General features: G+C 51.4%; 16 protein-coding genes and 1 pseudogene. 9 read left to right on the top strand and 8 right to left on the bottom strand.

Annotated elements, in window-relative coordinates:
* Positions 1–857: hydantoinase/oxoprolinase N-terminal domain-containing protein (locus AACT35_RS02385; RefSeq protein WP_445267896.1), on the bottom strand; the 857-nt coding region annotated here is incomplete at its 3' end.
* 132 nt (positions 858–989) lie between these two features.
* On the opposite strand from AACT35_RS02385, the gene AACT35_RS02380 reads away from it, so the two are divergent.
* On the top strand, positions 990–1,190 hold the full coding sequence (locus AACT35_RS02380) for a hypothetical protein (protein ID WP_072007991.1): 201 nt from the start codon (positions 990–992) through the stop codon (positions 1,188–1,190).
* Between the two features lie 80 nt (positions 1,191–1,270).
* Here AACT35_RS02380 and AACT35_RS02375 read toward each other — a convergent pair whose 3' ends face one another.
* On the bottom strand, positions 1,271–1,480 hold the full coding sequence (locus AACT35_RS02375) for a ferredoxin-thioredoxin reductase variable chain (RefSeq protein ID WP_012308107.1): 210 nt from the start codon (positions 1,478–1,480) through the stop codon (positions 1,271–1,273).
* Between the two features lie 231 nt (positions 1,481–1,711).
* On the opposite strand from AACT35_RS02375, the pseudogene AACT35_RS02370 reads away from it, so the two are divergent.
* A pseudogene (locus AACT35_RS02370) lies at positions 1,712–3,523 on the top strand (flotillin family protein); the annotation flags it as partial.
* A 267-nt stretch (positions 3,524–3,790) separates the two neighbouring features.
* Positions 3,791–5,002, top strand: a complete 1,212-nt coding sequence (locus AACT35_RS02365; RefSeq protein ID WP_099238702.1) for an S-layer homology domain-containing protein — start codon at positions 3,791–3,793, stop codon at positions 5,000–5,002.
* A 67-nt stretch (positions 5,003–5,069) separates the two neighbouring features.
* Here the strand turns inward: AACT35_RS02365 and AACT35_RS02360 are convergent, their stop codons facing one another.
* Positions 5,070–5,792 carry a biliverdin-producing heme oxygenase gene (locus tag AACT35_RS02360; protein ID WP_012308104.1) on the bottom strand — a complete coding sequence of 241 codons (723 nt, stop codon included), beginning with the start codon at positions 5,790–5,792 and terminating at the stop codon, positions 5,070–5,072.
* A 493-nt stretch (positions 5,793–6,285) separates the two neighbouring features.
* Positions 6,286–7,377: a Fe(3+) ABC transporter substrate-binding protein gene (locus AACT35_RS02355; RefSeq protein ID WP_012308103.1), complete on the bottom strand. Its 1,092-nt coding sequence runs from the start codon at positions 7,375–7,377 to the stop codon at positions 6,286–6,288.
* Positions 7,378–7,490: 113 nt separating this feature from the next.
* On the opposite strand from AACT35_RS02355, the gene dprA reads away from it, so the two are divergent.
* Positions 7,491–8,636 carry a DNA-processing protein DprA gene (gene dprA, locus AACT35_RS02350; RefSeq protein ID WP_173867227.1) on the top strand — a complete coding sequence of 382 codons (1,146 nt, stop codon included), beginning with the start codon at positions 7,491–7,493 and terminating at the stop codon, positions 8,634–8,636.
* Here dprA and carA read toward each other — a convergent pair.
* The 3 genes from carA to AACT35_RS02335 form a co-directional block, all read right to left on the bottom strand.
* Entirely contained in the window at positions 8,633–9,775 is a 1,143-nt protein-coding gene (gene carA, locus AACT35_RS02345; protein ID WP_012308101.1) for a glutamine-hydrolyzing carbamoyl-phosphate synthase small subunit, read from the bottom strand. The two genes, dprA and carA, sit on opposite strands and share 4 nt — an antisense overlap.
* Before the next feature lie 155 nt (positions 9,776–9,930).
* Positions 9,931–14,214: a PAS domain S-box protein gene (locus AACT35_RS02340; RefSeq protein WP_099238698.1), complete on the bottom strand. Its 4,284-nt coding sequence runs from the start codon at positions 14,212–14,214 to the stop codon at positions 9,931–9,933.
* Positions 14,215–14,454: 240 nt separating this feature from the next.
* Positions 14,455–15,123, bottom strand: a complete 669-nt coding sequence (locus tag AACT35_RS02335; RefSeq protein ID WP_062435918.1) for a hypothetical protein — start codon at positions 15,121–15,123, stop codon at positions 14,455–14,457.
* 388 nt (positions 15,124–15,511) lie between these two features.
* Here AACT35_RS02335 and AACT35_RS02330 point away from each other — a divergent pair, with 388 nt between their 5' ends.
* The 5 genes from AACT35_RS02330 (at position 15,512) to AACT35_RS02310 (ending at position 19,228) form a co-directional block, all read left to right on the top strand.
* Positions 15,512–16,126 (top strand): class I SAM-dependent methyltransferase, encoded by a 615-nt coding sequence (locus AACT35_RS02330; RefSeq protein ID WP_099238696.1) that lies wholly within the window; start codon positions 15,512–15,514, stop codon positions 16,124–16,126.
* A gap of 77 nt (positions 16,127–16,203) precedes the next feature.
* Positions 16,204–17,175 carry a metal ABC transporter solute-binding protein, Zn/Mn family gene (locus AACT35_RS02325; protein WP_099238694.1) on the top strand — a complete coding sequence of 324 codons (972 nt, stop codon included), beginning with the start codon at positions 16,204–16,206 and terminating at the stop codon, positions 17,173–17,175.
* Positions 17,176–17,182: 7 nt separating this feature from the next.
* Positions 17,183–17,986 (top strand): metal ABC transporter ATP-binding protein, encoded by an 804-nt coding sequence (locus AACT35_RS02320; RefSeq protein WP_099238692.1) that lies wholly within the window; start codon positions 17,183–17,185, stop codon positions 17,984–17,986.
* Positions 17,979–18,806 carry a metal ABC transporter permease gene (locus AACT35_RS02315; protein WP_099238690.1) on the top strand — a complete coding sequence of 276 codons (828 nt, stop codon included), beginning with the start codon at positions 17,979–17,981 and terminating at the stop codon, positions 18,804–18,806. Before AACT35_RS02320 ends, AACT35_RS02315 begins: the two co-directional genes overlap by 8 nt.
* Positions 18,806–19,228 (top strand): Fur family transcriptional regulator, encoded by a 423-nt coding sequence (locus tag AACT35_RS02310; protein ID WP_012308094.1) that lies wholly within the window; start codon positions 18,806–18,808, stop codon positions 19,226–19,228. The genes AACT35_RS02315 and AACT35_RS02310 overlap by 1 nt, the downstream gene beginning before the upstream one ends.
* Here the strand turns inward: AACT35_RS02310 and AACT35_RS02305 are convergent.
* Positions 19,192–19,704 (bottom strand): gamma carbonic anhydrase family protein, encoded by a 513-nt coding sequence (locus AACT35_RS02305; RefSeq protein ID WP_099238688.1) that lies wholly within the window; start codon positions 19,702–19,704, stop codon positions 19,192–19,194. The genes AACT35_RS02310 and AACT35_RS02305 overlap by 37 nt on opposite strands.
* Positions 19,705–19,759 lie beyond the last annotated feature (55 nt).

Below are 19,759 nucleotides of genomic sequence, written 5' to 3'. Positions count from 1 at the left end.
ATAATTTTCTCGAAGCCGGCGATCGCACAGGTTTTTACCGCCCCGACAATGCCCCCCGCTGGCCCGGAGAGAATGCTGTCTTTCCCTTGAAATTGCGTTGCCTCCGCCAGCCCCCCATTGGACTGCATAAACATCAGCTTTGGCCCCTGGCTTTCCGTTTGGAGATAACCCGCCACCTGATCCACATAGCGGCGCAAAATTGGCGACAGGTAACCATCTACCATCGTCGTATCGCCCCGACTGACGAGCTTCATTAACGGACTGACCTGGTGGGAAAGGGAAATTTGCGTAAACCCGATTGCTTTGGCGATCGCCCCAATTTGTCGTTCGTAGTCAGGGTAACGATAGCCATGCATCAACACCACGCCACAACTGCGAATGCCTGCATCAAAAGCGTTTTGTAAATCCTGCCGTACTTGATCGAGATCCAATGGCTGCAAAATATTGCCTTGGGCATCGACTCGTTCCGCCGCTTCGATCACCTGTTCATAGAGCATCTCCGGCAGCTTAATCTCTAGGGCAAAAATATCCGGGCGATGTTGATACCCAATACGCAACGCATCCCGAAAGCCCTGGGTGATCACGAGAACTAGGCGATCGCCTTTGCGTTCTAGGAGGGCATTGGTCGCCACCGTCGTCCCCATTTTGATCACTTCAATATTTTCAGTGGGGATCGATTGATCCGGACTGAGACCCAATAAATTCCGGATACCCTGCACCGGCGCATCGGGGTAACATTCTGGATTTTCTGACAGCAACTTATGGGTAACCAGCCCACCATCGGGGCGTTTTGCGACGATATCCGTAAAGGTGCCACCTCGATCAATCCAAAATTGCCAGCGAGAAGAAGTTGTCACTATAATCCTCTGGGTTCCAAGGTTTGCGTGGTCTTGAATGTTTTATTAGAGTCTATTTGTTTTGCGTTCTGTGGTGTCACCAGCGAGAAATTTGGTGTTCAATGGAGCAGGCTCTTTATTTTCTTCTATGCCATGACAACTGATACCACAACTCTTTTGTGCCAATATTGTGCGGGTCAAGGTTTTATTATCGAGCGCGATTGTGGTGGCCAAGCCCAATACGAAATGACCTGTCCCCTGTGTGGCGGCACTGGAGAACTTACCCCAGAGGCAGACATTGACCCTACAGACCAAAGTGAATCTAAAAACTTAAGGACACTAGGTCAGTCCTAATGTCCCATCGAGAGCACCCTCAAAAAAATAATTCGTTGGGTTAATTTATAGCTGGGCCGGCGATCGCCCCTGACTGAATTTTAGATGACTTCGATTTCCTCTTCCCGGAGGTGGGCCGCATATTTCGGGTCGAACCGGACTTTGATTGGTAACGTTGCGGTGATCGGGCGGCCGATAATCGTTTCGATGGTCCCTTCCATACCTTTTAGATCAAAGGCTTTTTTCCGGTTTTGGGGGTGGTTGTACACAATGACAGATGCCGTAACACGGATGCGATCGCCAACGTTCATAAACCTTTCTTGTCCTCTCTCGTACAAATATCTCTAAAGCTCTCTGGAGAGCAAACAGTTTTTCCATTGTACATAGCCATGGGCTCCCTACCGCACTGTTTTTTTGGAACTGGCGATCGCAAAAAGCCCATTCATCGGACAGATGTAAATATTGTTGCGTGAATCGCTTGATTCCCAGGGGACACGGGCAAAATAAAAACAGAATGCCCGTTACCAAAGGATGCGTGCCCCATGAAGTTTTGGTTTACCCTGCTCCAATCTCTGCCTGAACTGAGCACCATGGATGTAGAGTTACTCGATTCCAAAATCGACGCCCAGGCACTGCGGCTTGATCCGCATCCCACCTCCCCGGCCTCGGCCACCCTGACCCCCGCCCAACTCCCCGTTAGTGGCACGTTGATCTTTCCAGGCATTATCGTCACCCTGATTGTGCTCTTTTTGATGAGCATTTGGGCCTACACCAGGGTCTATGTCATTACCCCCAACAACGAAGCCTTTGTCCGTACCGGGGGCGTGATTCGCAAAAAGAAAACGGTCATTCTCAACGGAGGTTGCATTGTTTTACCGGGATTCCACGAGTTAACTCGCGTACCGCTGCGGGAAATTTCCATCGATGTCGAACGTACCGGCAACCTCGCTGTCCGGACTCAAGATTACCTGCGGGCAAATATGCGAGTCACATTTTACGTTTGTATCAACGCCAATGAAGAAGATGTTTTAGTCGCCGCCGCCCGGTTATCCAAGCAGGGACGCATTTCCGAAGCAGATATCAAAGAAGCCCTGGAGAAACGAGCCGATGACGCGATTCGGGCCGCCGCTAAGCGCAAAAGCATTGCCGAAATTGATTCTGACAAACTGGGATTTGCTGACGAGGTTTTGAATCTGATTCAGCAGGATCTCAAGAAAGTAGGTTTGACCCTCAACAATATTGCCATTTCTGAAATCGAAGAAAGCGACACCTACGATGAAAATAATTTCTTCGATGCCCAAGGCGTCCGCCTCCGCACGGAAACAATCCAAAAATCCATTAAACAAAAGCTCGATGTTGAGTTAACGGTGCTGAAGGAAAAGCGGGAGCTAGAACTCAACACCAAGGTAGAAATCGAAGAACAGGAGCTCGCCGCCGAACAAAAATCCCTAAAGTTGGCTAAGGCGAAGGAAGAAGCCAAGCTCAATCAAGCGAAGGAAATTGAATTCCTCAAGGCACAACAGGCCCAGGAAATTCAGGCATCCCAGGATCAAGAATTAGCCAAGATTGAACGCAATCGTATTCTTCAGGAAAAGGCCGTCGAAGAGGAGAAAATTCAACAGAAACTTTCGATTCAGCAAAATCAAATTGCCGCCGATATTTCCCTCGAGCAGCAAAATAAAGCCCTCAAAATTGCCATGGCGGAGGCGGAAGAGGAAGCCAAAATCGCCCAACAGCAGGCGGCGATCGCCATTGCCAATAAAGAAAAAGAACGCCTCGCCGCCGAGGCCGAACGCACCCGGGCCGAAGAAGCTGTGGCCACCTCCAAGGCCGTCGAACAGGCCAACCGGGAACAACGCCTGGCAATTATTGATGCCGAAAAAGAAGCCGATCAAAAACGCATCGCCGACCAAAACGTGGTGGAAATTGATGTGTTCCGGCGGCGACGTCAAGCAGAAATTGCCCGTCAAGCGGCGGAACTAGAGGCCGAATCGATCCGCACCCTGGCCGATGCCAACTGCTACCAAGCCCTCGCCGAGGCCCAGGGGAAACAGGCTCTAATCGAAGCAGAAAATGCCCTGAGCAATGCCAACCGCACTGCGGAATTGATGAAGCTCTTTTTACCGACCCTCGCCGATCAACTGCCAGACATTATGAAGTCCCTCGCTCCCCAACCTGGCGTCCTGGGCGATGCAAAAGTATTTGCCTTTCCGGGCACCAATGGCGACGGGGCTGGCCTGGGGGAGATTAATAAATTATTGCTCTCGACGAGTGGTTTGTCGTTGGTCAATGGTCTTTTAGAAGACGGTAAATTGGGGACGCTGTTGGCTCAGGTGAAAGGCCTGTTACAGGATAACGATGCAGACACCAGCAATAACGAGGTGTTGCAAAATGTGGAAACTCTCCTGGCTGAATTAAAAGAGAAAAAGACAACGACAACATCCTCTGAAACCTCGCCGCTACCCACTACTTTTGTCCCGCTGCCCAAGGAGGCAAAAGATTCTGAAGGGGCGTAATTTTTTCAGGGATTTTAAAACTCGATTTTCCAAAAAGGCGATCGCCAACCGAGCGAGAGAATACGCTACGATCACAAACGATGTGAATTTAGCGGCAAACCAGGCGTGCAGTACAGTTGGCAGAAATTTGGACTTTTGGGTGGGTTATTGGTGCTCTTGGGGGGCTGTGCCCAGTTGGGCAATTTAGAAGAGAGTCTAGCCCCCGATCCGCGCCTCGTAGAACAACAGGAACAGGCCGCTGAAACCGACCCCCCAGCAGATTCGTCCTTACCGACTGATTTTCCGGCAGAAATTCCCCTCTATCCCGAAGCAACCCTCATTCAAGCAGAAGACAAGACCACCGTTTGGGCGATCGCCGATAATGTCCAGAGCCTCGAAGCCTTTTACCGTAAAGCCTTTGGCGAAGCTCCCTGGGAAATTGTCGCGTCCCCCACTGCCGCGACGGATAACCTTTTAGAAATTGTCGCCCGCACCAGCGATCTAGAAGTAACCCTGTCTTTGTCGGAAGCTGCTTCTCCCACTACCAATGACTCCGACCAGGCCGTCGTGGGCACCACCTTTGTCCTCAGTTACCGAACTTTAAGCACCACCGGGACTAACGATCCAGTACCGACCGATAACGCAAATGCGGAACTTCCTACCCAGGTACAAGATCTCATTGCCCTCCAGGTTTTTACCGCTGCGGATTTTCAGGCCGATACGGTGATCACCAGACGCCAATTTGCCCGCTGGCTCTTCAAGGCCCACAACGCAATCTATGGCGATCGCCAAAACCAACAAATTCGCCGCGCCAATGCCAGCAGTAAACCCATCTTCACCGATGTACCGGCCAGCGACCCCGACTTTCCGTTCATTCAAGGCTTGGCCGAAGCCGGAATTATTCCCTCAAGCCTCACCAACGACACCATTACAACCTTTCGCCCCGATGCCCCCCTCACCCGGGAAAGCCTGATCGCCTGGAAAGTGCCCCTCGACCGTCGCCAAGCCCTCCCCCAAACCAGCCTTGATAATATTGCTGAAACCTGGGGCTTTCAGGATGCCGCCCAAATTGACACCAGAGCCCTCCAAGCCCTCTACGTGGACTTTCAAAACGGTGACCAAGCCAATGTGCGGCGGGTATTTGGCTATACCACCCTCTTCCAACCCCAAAAAACAGTCACCCAACAGGAAGCGGCGATCGCCCTGTGGTATTTCGGCTACCAAGGCGAGGGTCTATCCGCTGCTGCTGCCCGTGGCGATCGCCAAACCTCGAACCAAAACCAAAGTAACCAAACCACTGATACAGAGACCAATCCTCCCGCTTCCCAAAACCCATAGCTAAAAAAAATTCCCCAATCACAACCGCAACTGAGGAATTCATTGTTTGAGGTTTAGACGAAACTTGTTAGTTGCTCGCCGGGGATAGATCAGCGTCGGTGCTGCCCTTGGTGCGGCGACGGGTCAAGGTATTGAAAAGCATTACACCAATGGCCTTAACGAGGTTTCCTTCTAGCTCCTTGAACATATTCATATTCATGCCAAAGGCATCATTGGCTTCTTGGACAATTTGCTCTGCCGTTTCTTCCGGCACATCCAAGCTGTTCATTGCCGCCCGGTACTTGTCTTTAAAGGCCTTTTCATCAGAGATATTCTCAAACTCATAGAAGGCCGTCCCTTCGCCGTCGAGGTTCATCGCGTTTTGGGCAATTTTCTTGAGGATTTGTCCCCCGGAGAGATCGCCCAGGTAGCGGGTGTAGGAATGGCTGACTAAGAGTTCCGGTGCGGTCTGGGCCACTTCATGGATGCGATCCACATAAGCCTGACCAGCGGGAGTAATTTTTGCTTCGGCCTGCCAATTGGGGCCAAAATAATAGCGTAGATCCGTTTCGAGACTTTGTTTACGGTTTAACTCAGGGAAATAAATTTGGGAGACGACGGGATGATCCTTGAGGCGCTCCATCTCCTCTTCCATCGCTGAGTAAACATAGTAAAGGTCTGCCACAAGCTTCCGGTAGGATTTTTTCTCTACGACTCCCTTCAGGAAGCATTTCACGAAGCCAACGTTTTCCGCCATCGTGTGGGAAGTTTTCGTTCCCTCTCTCAACATTGTTGCTAGGTTAGCGACCATAGAAATAAGTCCCTTGTTCTTACTGAAAATGAATAGATATTAAAAGGTTTGTTAAAGAAAGTTAACAAAATTAAAAGACTGCTCAGTTTCGTAGGTTAACTGGTTTTACGGGTTTATGCTATTAAGTTTTTTTACGGGAAAATCGACGTATTTTTTGTCAGACTTGCGCGGGCTTGGCGTTGGGATAAGGCGGGCCTTTGGGCGCCTCAGCCCTGGAGATTGGGGGCAATTTTCGCCGGGGATAGCTAATGTTTGTGACCCTGAATAATCTGCTGAGGAACTGATTCGGTTTTGGTTTCCTTTCGGTGGCGATCGCCATCAAATCTTCGCCTCATTACGGTTATGGGAAAAAGTCAATCTTCTGAAAAATAACAGAAATGAACGGGCCTTGATGGAGCCTCTTGCAAAAAAAATCTTCCCCCAAAGGTCTTGAAGGAAGATTACAGCTATGTACATCAATAAGAGGAAAAACAAATGGTGCAGGGGGCCGGATCTATTTCCAACCAGCGCGATCCATCAACATGACGGCTTCGGCGTTTTGCTCACCAAAACTTTCGAGGGGTAGATCCGAAGCTGTCCAGTCGCCAAACTGAGCCACCACATCATTGGGGGCAACGGTATCCACCACGGGATATTCATTATTATTGTTGGCGAAAATTTCCTGGGCTTCTGGGGTCACCATAAACTCTAGAAATTCTTGGGCTGCTTCGACGTTCGGTGCATTGGCGATAATGCCAGCCCCACTGATGTTGATGTGGGTGCCACCTTCGCCTTCGTTTTGGTTCGGGAAAAATGCTCCAATATTTGCCACGATTTCTTGATCTTGGGGATCTTCAGAGGCACGCAGACGGGCGACATAGTAGCTATTGACCAGGGCGACATCACAAACCCCAGAAGCGACGGCTTGAATTTGGGCGGTATCGTTCCCTTCCGGCTCGCGGGCGAAGTTCGCCACTAAACCTTGTACCCATTCTTCGGTAGCTTCAGCGCCTTTTTCGACAATTTTCGCAGCTACGAGGGACTGGTTATAGGTGTTGCTGGAGCTGCGGACACAAACCCGGCCTTCCCATTTCGGATCAGCAAGGTCTTCGTAGGTGGACAGTTCAGCCGGATCAACGGTTTCGGTGTTGTACACGATAATCCGTGCCCGTTTTGTCAGACCAAACCAGGTATTGTCGCTACTGCGCAGATTTTCGGGAATGGCACTGGTCAGCACTTCGGACTCTGTGGGTTGCAGTAAACCATCCTGTTGGGCACGCCAGAGTCTGGCCACGTCTACTGTGATCAGGACATCAGCGGGACTATTTTCGCCTTCAGTTCTGATCCGTTCTAGGAGTTCGTCGTCACTGCCTTCGATGAGATTCACCTCAATGCCGGTAGCTTCAGAAAATGCTTCGTATAATTCTGCGTCGCTGTCGTAGTGCCGCGAAGAGTAAAGATTAATTTCGCCAGTTGCTTCGCTGGAGGGAGCACCAGGATCAGTAGTTGTATCGGTGGCACCATTGTTATTGGTAGCTGGGGTACAACCGGTGGCGATCGCCAAGCCAAGAAAAAGTCCGCAGAGGGACAGGGAACGGGATTTCATAAAGCGTTGTAATCGAGAGATGATGTTATGTTTTCCAAGGTAATGGTGATTTTAGCAGCTACTGCAACTTCTTCTCAATACATTTTTGTTTTTTAATTAAATTAGTCATCAAGATGGAACAGCATTACTGGGTGGCCTGGTCACAAATCAAGGGGGTCGGCCCAAGTCGTCTCAAAAAAATTTGGCACTATTTCGGTTCCATGGAACGAGCTTGGCAGGCTTCTGGCCAGGAACTGGGGGCAGTGGATGGTTTAGGGGATAAGTTGATTCGCCTAATTTTAGCCGGGCGATCGCCCCTTGACCCAGAGCGTATTTACCATGAGCACCTTGAGAAAAATCCGCAATTTTGGACGCCAGCGGATCCAGAGTACCCAAAGTTATTGTTAGAAATTCCCAGTCCGCCACCGTTGCTCTATTACCAAGGCCAAGTCAAGCTGTTAGAAAACCAAGGCCAAATTCCGGCGATCGCCATGGTGGGCACGAGGCATCCTTCGGAGCATGGTAAACGTTGGACAGCGCGCATTAGCCAGGCCCTTGCCCAGGTGGGCTTTTCGATTGTGTCGGGTATGGCCCAAGGCGTTGATGGTGTTGCCCACAGTGCCTGCCTCAAAACGGGGGGACGCACCATTGCCGTCCTAGGAACTGGCATTGATCAAATCTATCCCGCGAGCCACCGCAATTTGTACAACGAAATCCTGGCCCAGGGCTTAATTTTGAGTGAATATCCGGCGGGGACGCGACCAGACCGGAGCCATTTTCCCGCCCGAAACCGCATTATTGCCGGGTTAACCAGGGCGACCCTGGTGATGGAAGCCCCCAGCCGTTCTGGTTCCCTCATTACGGCCCATTACGCGATGGATTTTAACCGTGAGGTTTATGCCCTGCCCAATTCCCCCGAACAGCAAGCGGCCACGGGGTGTTTGGACTTGATTCGGCGGGGAGCGGGCATGATTTTAGGGGAGACACAACTGATCGAGGAGTTGGGCGGACTGCCCCAGTTGGATGCAGCTTCCCCCCAGCTTAGTTTGTCATTCCCAGAGCTAACGGTTGAGCCGACCCCACAGCCCAGCACAGATTTTCGGCAAATTTCCCCAGAGTTACTTCCCCTCTGGCAGGCGATCGCCCCTGAACCCACGGCCTTTGATTTGATTGTTGTCCAGTCTGGCATGGGGGCAGATCAGGTTTCGGCGACCCTATTGCAATGGGAACTCGAAGGATTGATTACCCAACTGCCAGGGATGCGGTACCGTCGCCTTTAAGCATTTTTGTGGGCTTTCATGGAACGCACAAATTTTTCAAAGAGGTAGTCGGCATCGTGGGGGCCGGGGCTCGCTTCAGGGTGATACTGCACCGAGAAGAAAGGCAAGGTTTTATGTTCTAAGCCAGCAACGGTGCGGTCATTGAGGTTGAGGTGGGTAATGGCGACATCTTCGGCGAGGGAGGCTTCGGCGATCGCAAACCCATGGTTTTGGCTGGTAATTTCAATTTGCTTTTGCTTGAGACCAGCGGGTTGGTTGAGACCCCGGTGGCCAAATTTGAGCTTAAAGGTTTCAGCCCCTAACGAAAGCCCTAGAATTTGGTGTCCCATGCAAATGCCAAAGGTGGGTTTTTCAGCCTTAAGAATATCTTTAACCGTGGCGATGCCTTCGGTGACGGCGGCTGGATCCCCAGGGCCATTGGAAAGGAAAATGCCATCGGGATTATAGGCAAGGATTTTTTCGGCGGGGGTGTCGGCGGGAACAACGATCACCCGGCAGCCATAACTCGCCAAACGGCGCAGAATATTGCGTTTCACACCAAAGTCAATGGCAACGACGGTGAGTTCCTGGGCTTCGGTTGCGCTACTGCTAAATTCCCAATGGCGATCGGTAATTTCAGTCCATTCGTAAACGCTAGCGGTGGTGACATCCTTGACGAGGTTTTGGCCTTCCATGGAGGGGACGTCTTGGAGTTGGCGGAGAAGTTCTTCGGGGTCAAGGATTTCTGTAGAGATCGCGCCATTCATCGCCCCAGATACCCGCAGGCGACGGGTTAGATCCCGCGTATCAATGCCATAGATGCCCACAACTTGGTGCTCTTTGAGATAATCGGGTAGGGCCTGGGTAGAACGCCAATTACTCGGTCGGGGAGCAATGTTCCGGGCGATCGCCCCTTTCACTTGGGGACGGCTGGATTCTTCATCCTCAGGAGTTACGCCAGTATTGCCCAGCTCCGGATAGGTAAAAGTCACAATCTGACCGCGATAACTGGGATCGGTGAGGACTTCTTGGTAGCCCGTCATGCCTGTATTAAAAACGACTTCCCCAAAGGTGGTACCTGTCGCGCCAAATGACCGTCCGTGGTAAGTGGTGCCATCGGCTAAAACAAGGAGGGCGGGTTTTGCTTTCACAAGAGACATGGGCGGATTGACCTTTGATATATGCGTAACTTCTGCTGCTCAATCTTACTTGATCCGTTCCCTTCTCTACCGCTCCCAGGGGCGATCGCCGTTAATTTTTCTTGACCTAGGCGTTCTATTGCCTTACTTGAAACTGGATCGACTGGGAAACTTGCTCAGTTTCTGGCTGTTTCAGGGCTGTCCTCGGCGAGGGGAATGGTTACCGTAAACTGACTGCCTTTGCTGAGTTGGCTCGTGAGTTCGATCTGGCCGCCGTGAAGTTGCACATATTCTTTCACGATATTGAGGCCGAGACCTGTGCCGGGGATATTTTGGGTATTACTGGCCCGGTAGAAAGATTCAAAAATGTGGGGTTGATCTTCTGGGGGAATGCCGACCCCTTGGTCAATGATAGTTAAGGTCAACTCTTCGGCACTGCTGCCTAACTGGACAGTCACCGTGGTGCCGGGGGCTGAATATTTACAGGCATTACCGAGAAGATTATTCAGGATGTGTTGCAACAAATTGGGGTCGAGGGCCAGGGGAGCGGCGATCGCCCCGGTGGTCTCAAGGTTAAAATGGTGCTGCTTCCCAAGACCAATTTTGAGTTCGGCGATGAGATCTTGGCAGAGGGCCACAATATCCACCGCTTGGCGTTGGCAACCCAGTTTTCCGGCTTCGAGGCGACTCATGGTCAGTAGATCGTCGATCAGTTGTCGCAGTCGGATCACGCTATCTTCAATGTTGTTGAGATATTGCGATCGCCGCGCTTCGGGGAGATGGTCGTGGTAAGCACTGAGGATTTGGGCCGCGCCGAGGATCACCGTTAGGGGCGTGCGGAACTCGTGGGAAGCGGTATCAATGAAGCGGGTTTTCAGGTGGTTGAGTTCCCGTTCCTGGGTGAGGGCTTTTTCGAGCTCCCGTTTGGCCCGGCGCTGTTGGGTAATTTCTGAAGCCACGCCCAACACTTGATATTGGGGGCGATCGCCAGGGAGCTGGAGGGGCAATTTCACCGTCCGAAAATAACGGGTTGCCCCCAGGAAATCCGTCGCCTTCGCTTCGTCAATGACCACGATTTTTTGTTCCCGGAGCACCTGCTGATCGGCCTGAATAAAACAGTCTGCTTCTTCAGAGTCGGGATGTAGATCACATTCTCGTTTCCCGACTAATTCATTGACCGTGGTGCCATAGAAATTCGCCATCGCCTGATTCACCAACAAGAAGCGGCCATCTTTATCTTTGACAAAAATTAAGTTGGGATTGTTATCGATGACCAGACGCAAAAAGGTTTGGCTCTGTTGCAGATCCCGTTCAGCCCGTTTGCGCTCCGTGAGGTCTTGGGTATGTACCATCACCAGATCCGGCTGGATATAAATATAAGTGGCCAGAAAATAGCGTTGAAATGCCTCAGGGTCATCGGGAGAGGGAATTTGCAGCGCCTCTTCAAAGGTCGTTTTAAAGTCGAAACAGCGGCGAATATTCTGATGAATCGCGTGGTCCGTACCGTAAATGGCATGGCTGGGGCAATGGAGAAAATCCTGGAGGGAGCCATCGTTGGCAATCTCGGCGGCACTGTTGTAGTCAATGAGGTAAAAGTTTCCCTGACGGTGCTGCCAGGTATAGGTGGGAATGGGAAAGTTGCGATATTGGGAACGGAGGAGGGCTTCGGTCTCACGGATTTTGAGGGCGGCGCGATTCCGGGCGGTGATGTCTCGACAGACACAGATATAGTCGCCGTCACTGGTGATGGTCAGGGAAATTTCTTGGGTGAAAATCTGACCATTTTGGCGTTCGGCGATCGCCTCTCCTTGCCAAGATTTGTGGCGATTGAGGTGGGGGAGAATGTCTTTTTCTAAGCGTTTTTGCTCACTGGGGGCAAACAGCACTTCTTTCCAGGAATGCCCTGTCAAACTCAAGCGGTGGGGATAGTCAAACAGTTCTAAGAAAGCGGGATTGACTGAGATGAATTCTTCCCGCTGCAAAATGGCGATCGCATCCACTGCCGCATCCACCGCCGCCAACTGACGCCGCAGATTTTGTTCGATATTTTCTAGCACACGGGTGCGCTGTTCCACCCGGAACTCTAGCTCTTGGTTGAGGGTTTTGAGGGTGGTTTCAAAGGCTTGGCGATCGCTCATATCCATCCCCGTGGCGATCACATAATGGACGTTCCCTTGTTTATCCAAAAGAACGCCATGGGACCAACGCAGGTGGTGAACTTTCCCCGATTTAGCGCGCCAATCTACCTCGTAGGTACGGGGCTTTTTTTGTTGGAGGAGGCGTTGAAATTCCTGGACAATCTCCGCGACATCATAACGATCCCATAACAACAGATCCCAGAGGTACTGGTGGGCCACCTCGGTAAATTGATAGCCCGTAAGTTGCTCACAGGCCGGGTTAAACCGGATAATGCGCCCCTCCCGGTTCAGCACCATGAATAGGGCCGGGGTGAGGTCAAATAGGGTTTCGAGGAAATCCTGTTCCTGGCGGAGTTCCATCTCAGTCAGTTTCCGTTGCTGAATTTCGGTGTTGAGGGTTGCATTGAGGGCTTTGAGCTCCCTGGTGCGCTCTTGGATGATGGTAGTGAGGTTTTCTTGATCGGTGATCAGCTTTTGTTGGGAGAGTTTGAAGGGGGTGACATCATGGGCGGCCCAGACCACTTGCTGCTGATTAATGGCGACGATTTTCGCGACAAACCACACGGGGGCGAGGTGGGGATCTGGCTGCAGGGAATATTCATACTTCACGCTTTCCCCTGACAAGGGTTCATGGTCTGGGGTGGTGCCTTTGGCGATCGCCTGGTGAAGGTATGGCGTAAGGCGGCCTTGGTGCGCTTGTAAAAACTGGTAAGTTCCCTGGCAGAGATCTAGGGGGCCACAGCAATGGTTATTCTGGGGAGCGGTCACCTGCTTGATTTTCCAAGTTTGGGGATTGATCACAAAGACAATGTCGGTGATCGCTTCAAACAGGGCTTTCATCTGGCCATCGGTCAGCTTCAGTTGTTGGGCGATCGCCTGTTTAGCGGTCTTTTCTGCCTTTAGTTGTTGATTTAAATTTTGCAGTCGTTGATCCTGCTGCTGGAGAGAACGTTTGGCTCCTGCTGTTTCGAGGACATAGCGCACCGAACGCATCAAAATTTCCCGCTCCGTTTGGGATTCTCCCGCGCACAGACTCCGCAGGAGGTAATCTTGGGCTCCCAGCTCGATGCATTGGTGGGCCAGTTGGATATCTTCTTGGCGATCATCGGTGAGTAACAAAATAGGTCGTTGGGCGGCGCTGTTTTGTAAGCGCATAAAGGCTTCTAATTTGCCAGAAGAAACGATGTTGACATCGAAAATAATCAGGTCGTAGGTGTCCGTTTTTAATTGGGCGATCGCCTGGGGCAGACTGTCCACCTGGGTCACTTGAAAGGTTAGGGTACTGCCCAGGGGGGGATGCAACAGATGCTGGAGGATCACCGACTCGGTGGCAAGGCCTTCGACCAAGAGCACCCGTTGGGGTAATCCTTTTGGGTGGGGTTCTAGGGCCGCAACCTGGGCGATCGCCCTTTGGGGACGCCGGGCCACTTGGTCTAAGCGTTGTTGGAGGCTATGGGTTTGCCAATGGAGGGCAACGGGATCTAAGACCTGCAAAATTTCTCGCCAAGAAACCTTCCCCAACAATTGTTCTTCTTCGTCAACTACAGCGGCCCAACTGCCATTGGTTTCGACTAAATGGGCCGCCACTGACCAGAGAGAGTCCGTGGGTTTGACCCGCTGAAAATCATGGCTCCCCTCCGTGGCGATCGCCGTTGTGAGACCTTCTTTCCCTTTACCATAGCCCCGTAAAACATCCCATAGGGTCACCGCCCACAAGCCATTGGATGAGGGGGCTGTCATGGCACTGGCTTTTTCCATGACCATCAGGAGGGACTGTTGTTTTTGGTGTAAACGATGGGCCGCCATCAACAGAGTGCTATGGGAAGGCATCAAGGACAAATCCGTCACCATCACATCCTGGACTTGTCGCATTTGCAGGAGAGGCTCCGACCACAGGAGGCGCTGGAGGGAAAGACGTTCCACAAAACCAAGCCAAAATCCGTTCTCTCCCTGCACTGGCAGGAGATCCCGCTGCTCCTGGTGCATACGGTTGAGGCCCACCCAGGGATGCTCTAGATCTGCCAGGGCGATCGCCTTGGGGAGAGCCGTCATCACATCCCGTGCCAGGGTCTGCCCCAAATCAACATCTTCCGTAATCAGCTTCAAAACCGTTTGGGGCGAAATCAAACCCTGCAATTGATCGGCCTGCACAATCGGCACACAGGGGGCCACCATCTGCAACCCGACGCACTGGGGCACTGTCCACGGTCGAAATCCCGCCAACACATCGGCGATCGCCGCCGTCGGCGGAAAAGTTGGCATTCGACTCGGATCAATAATCTGGGCCTTGAGGGCAGCAAAGTTCACTGGAATATTGACCATGCGTTGCAGCTCGTAATTTCTGGGCTAGGGTTGGATGACAAACAAGAACTTTGACGATTTACACCAAATCAGACCGCACTGTATCTATCCCACTAAACTCAACCCTCTGTTGCCAAAAAAATTAACTTAATCGTAACCTTTGCTAAGGTTTTACTCCCACAACTATTACGGAATTTAGCAATCTCCTGCCGTGGTCTGATTTTGATGCTGGTGTAGAGGGCATTGGCTGAGACGACTGTGTCAAAGCTGTTTGGGGTCAAAGTCTTCAGCCTTGATCAAATCAAAACTGGTCGCAAAGGCTTCCTCCGGATTGAAGGCGGGCTTTTTCGGTGGGTTGAGTTGGGGGTTTGTTTTTTTCGCTGCCTGGCGGTTCAAAAGTTTTTTGGAAGGCTTGGGGGGAGCCTGTTTCGGTGGTTTTTGGGGCAGGGTTTCTTTTGATGTTGCTGTGTTCCGTGGCGGCGTAGGCTTTTTTGTAGGACGAGAGGTCAAGGAAGTCCGAGCGAAGGGGGTTTTGTTGGTGGCGTACAACTGATCCGGGAACAAATGTTCAATGAAAAAATGAATCGTATGTTGATTGACATAGCCCTTTAATACCGCAATTTCCCCGAAGCGCAGAGAGCGTCCCCAGGCATCATGTTTTTGGGCAGCTAGAATATCCTCTAGCTGTTCTTCGTCAATGAGGTGGGCTTCCAGCAGATATTGACCAATATTTTTCCGTTCGGGCTGTGTGTGACGCATTTCCCAAAGCAGTTCAAAAAAATCAATGGTTTCTTCGACTGCCCAACCCCGGAGCGCGAGAATTTCGCCGAGGGACATTTCTGGATGCAACTCTCGGTCATATCGCACCACTTGGGCCTGGGTATCACTTAAAAGCCCCGCCTGGATTAGGGTTTGAATGAGAGTTTCCATAAATACTGGGTTTAGATGCAGTGGTCAGGGGCCTAGGTTAAGGCTCACTTTAAGAAATCGATGGGGAATAGGTAATGCTGCTTTTGATTGGTTGGAGATGCCTACATTTTAAGACAGTGGAGTTTTAGAATTATAGAACTTAATTTACATTTTAAAAAATAAAGAGTTTAGCGGTCGATGACTCGAAAATCAGCCGTTTTCTCAAATGGTGACCATGAAAATGTTGGCGTTTAGGGTATGACTTTTCTCAATTTTTTAAAAGTCATATTGTTCATATTTTTAATCATGGCATCATCAAAAAAGAAAATATTTCTTAAGTAAAAATACTGATCATCGCCCCATCTCGCAATAAAATCATGGGGGTGTGGCCAAGGCTACGGAAAAAAATATGCATATTTACAACCGCTTTATTCTTCCCCCTTTGCTGGATTATGTGATGCATCGCCAGGCGATCGCCCAACAACGGCAAACATTACTCCAGGCGGCCCGGGGCAACGTCCTAGAAATTGGTTTCGGCACCGGGGCCAATCTTCCCCATTACCCAGGGGGAGTAGAAACTTTGCATGTCGTAGAGCCGGAAAGAATGCTACAACAACGGGTCGAGCAGCGGATTCGTCAATCGGGGTTACGGGTCGAGTGGCATGGCTTGCGGGGAGAAGCGCTCCCCTTTGAAGACCGCTGTTTTGATACAGTAGTGAGCACTTTTACCCTTTGTACGGTGCAGGAACCCGCCCAAGTGCTCCGGGAAATTCGTCGTGTCCTGAAAAAAGATGGCTACTTTTTGACCCTAGAACATGGCTTGAGTCCGGACGGGGCGATCGCCCAGTGGCAACATCGGCTAAATGGCGTAATGAACTGTTGCGGCGGCGGCTGTAATTTAAACCGACCGATGGGGGCGCTCCTCAAGGCGGCGGGCTTTCAGGTGGAGACTCTCCGGGAGTTTTATTTACCGGCTCTGCCCTCCATTGGTGGCTATCTCACCATGGCGAAACTTGTTCCTTAGGGCTTGGGGGTTTACGAGGCGATCGCCTCTCTCTTAAAATAAGAACGATTATCATTTCAAGAAAGCGAGAAACGAACGTGCGATCGCCAATAACTTTTTCCCTCGCGGCCCTAAGCTGTCTGGGTCTCCTCTTCGGTTGTGGTGCAGACCCCGCCACCCAGACGGAAACGTCCACTTCTAGCCCCGTAAACCCAGAGGCAACGACCCCCCAGCAGGAACCCCTGAAGATTACCGTTAGTGTTCTACCCCAGCAGTATTTTGTCGAAAAAATTGGTGGCGATCGCGTCCAGGTTTCAACCTTGGTTGGCCCTGGGATCGAAGCAGAAAATTATGAACCCAAACCCCAGCAGTTAAAGGATCTCAGTGAGGCCGACGCCTACATTGGCATTGGCATCTTTTTTGAAGAAGTGTGGGGCGATCGCCTCCGCTCCGCCAATCGAGAAATGACTTGGTTAGACACCGCTGAGGGCATCGAAAAATTACCCCTCGCCGATCACCACCACCATGGCGACGACGGTCACAGCCACAGCCATGACCACGAAGGCGAACTACTCGATCCCCACATTTGGCTGTCTCCCCAGCGGGTTAAACAGCAGGCCGAAAGTATTTATCAACTGCTCGTCCAACTCGACCCCGACGGCGAAACCATCTATGCTGATAATCTCAATCAGTTTTTAGGGGAACTGGATCAACTTGACCAAACCATCCGCGAGCGGTTAGCGCCCCTAGAAAATCGTACCTTCTTGGTCTTTCATCCTGCCTGGGGCTATTTTGCAGCGGACTACGACCTAGAGCAAATTTCCATCGAAGTCGAAGGCCAGGAACCCAGTGCCGCAGAACTTGCCCAACTTGTCCAAACCGCGAAGGAAAAGCAAATCCGCACCATTTTCGTGCAATATCAATTTAATGTCCAAGCCGCCGAGGCGATCGCCCAGGAAATTAACGCCGAGGTGGTGCCCCTCGATCCCCTCGCCCCCAACTGGTCAGAAAATATGTTGGCCATGACCGATGAATTTGTCCAAGCCAGTCGCCCCAATCCCACGGAGTAGTTCCCCCATGGAAACGGTCATTTCCCTCGAACGGGTCTGGGCGGGCTATCCGAAGACCCCTGTCCTCGAAGACATTAACCTACAGGTACAGGCCTTGGATTTTATTGGTCTGATTGGCCCCAATGGTGGCGGGAAAACCACCCTGCTGAAAGTGCTGCTTGGTTTGGTGCAACCCCAACGGGGGACGGTCAAAATTTTAGAGCGTCCTGTCACCCAGGGCCGCCGTTACATCGGCTACGTGCCCCAGATCCTAGAACTTGACCGAGATTTCCCGATCCAAGTCCGGGATGTGGTAAACATGGGGCGTTTGGGTAAACGGAAATTATTCCACCGCTACAACCGCAAGGACCGGGAAATTGTCCAACGTTCCCTTGTGCAGGTGGGCATGGCCGATAAAGGCGATCGCCCCATTGGGGAGTTGTCCGGGGGGGAAAGACAACGGGTTTATATTGCGCGGGCCTTGGCTTCAGAACCGAAAATTCTGCTCCTCGATGAACCCACCGCTAATGTTGATTCCCAGGTGCAGAATAGTATTTACGAACTACTCAAAGAGCTTAATCAATCCATGACGATTATGATGATCTCCCACGACCTTGGCGCGATTTCTACCTATGTCAAAACCGTGGGTTGCCTGAATCGCCGCTTGCATTATCATCATGATCGCCTGATCACCCCCACCATGATCGAAGAAACCTACCAATGCCCAGTGGATCTGATTGCCCACGGCATTCCCCACCGGGTTTTTCCAGATCACGGTGACGGTTCTTCCTCGCCAACCCACCACCATTCTTCATCCTGCGACCATGCTTGACGCCCTCCAGTTCGACTTTATGCAAAATGCCCTCATGGCGGGAATCCTCGTCAGCATCGCCTGTGGCATTATTGGGACTTTTGTCGTCGTCAACCGCATTGTTTTTATTAGTGGGGGCATTGCCCATGCCGCCTATGGGGGTATTGGTCTGGGCTATTTTTTTCAATTTAATCCCATCTGGGGGGCGATCGCCTTTGGCTTGATCTCTGCCCTGGGGATGGGCTGGGTTGAACAACAAACCAAACAACGGGGTGATACCCTGATCGGCGTGATGTGGGCAATTGGTATGGCGATCGGCATTATTTTGATCGACTTTACCGAGGGTTATAAAGCGGGTTTAGAAAGCTATTTATTTGGCAGTATCCTGGCGGTGCCCCGGTCGGATCTGTGGCTAATGTTTGGCGTTGACTGCGTGATTATTGCCCTGATTGCCTTGCTTTACAAAGAACTCCTCGCCATTTCCTTTGACCCAGTGTTTGCTACGACCCGCAATTTGCCCGTGCGCAGCCTGTACCTCGTCCTTGTGGGTTTAATCGCCCTGACGGTGGTGATGGTGATGCAAATTGTCGGTTTGATTATGGTGATTGCCCTCTTAACGATTCCGGCGGCGATCGCCAGCCAATGGCAGAAAAAAATCACGACGATGATGGGTTTAGCCAGTCTTTTAGGGATTAGCTTTACGACGATGGGCCTCTGGCTCTCGTATCGCTTTAATCTGACTTCGGGGGCAACGATTATCCTAGTTTCAGGGATTGCCTATCTCCTGAGCCTCGGACTCAAAGCCTACGGCGATCGCCAATCCACCCAACCAAAAACCTAATGTCCAAGAAACTCACTAAAAACCAACGCACCATTCTCCAGCTCATCCAAGCCAAAGAAACCGAAACCAGCGCCCAAAATCTCCATTTCGAGATGCAGCAAACGGGCCTAAAAATCGGCTTGGCCACCGTTTATCGCGCCCTGAAATTACTGAAAGTCGAGGGCAAAATCCAAGAGCGGGTCACCCCAGAAGGGGAATCCTTCTATAGCAAAATTGGCATGACCGAACACCACCACCACCATTTAAACTGCGTCAACTGCGGCCAATCTTATCCCCTCGATAGTTGTCCCATTAGTCAAAAAATTACCGACTGGTGCCAAACCCAGAAGTTCAAGGTCTATTACCATACCCTCGAATTCTTTGGCCTCTGCGCCGACTGCCAGACTCAGGCCGATAATGCTGAATGTTTTAACGCCAACTGATAATAGGCTTCAGCATGGTCAATTAATTCCGCTGCTTGGGTATCGTCCACATCCTTGAGGCGTTTGGCGGGAATGCCCACCATTAGCGATCGCCCTGGGACATCTTTTGTGACGACACAACCCGCGCCGATAATACTGCCAGCGCCGACCCGTACCCCATCTAAAACAATCGCCCCAATACCGATCAAACAGCCTTTCTCAATGTGGGCACTGTGGATGACCGCTTTATGGCCGATGGTGACGTAATCTTCGAGTACCGTCCGTTTGCCCGGATCACCATGGAGTACCGCCCCATCCTGGACATTACTAAAACGACCAATCTGAATCGCCTCTAGGTCGCCCCGCACCACTGCCCCGTACCAAATGCTTGATCCCTCGGCGAGGCTGACATTGCCGATCACGGTGGCATTCGGGGCCACAAAGGCCGCTTGGCTCAGATCAGGGGTGGCAAGGAAAATATCAGACCAGGTGGACATGGTGGCTGTTGGCTCATTTTTCCCTATTCTAAAATGAGTTAGCCCGCATTTTTTT

The organism is Synechococcus sp. BDU 130192 (assembly GCF_963876085.1).
In the GTDB taxonomy this organism is placed as follows: domain Bacteria; phylum Cyanobacteriota; class Cyanobacteriia; order Cyanobacteriales; family MRBY01; genus MRBY01.
This window is presented reverse-complemented; position numbering and strand designations above follow the sequence as displayed.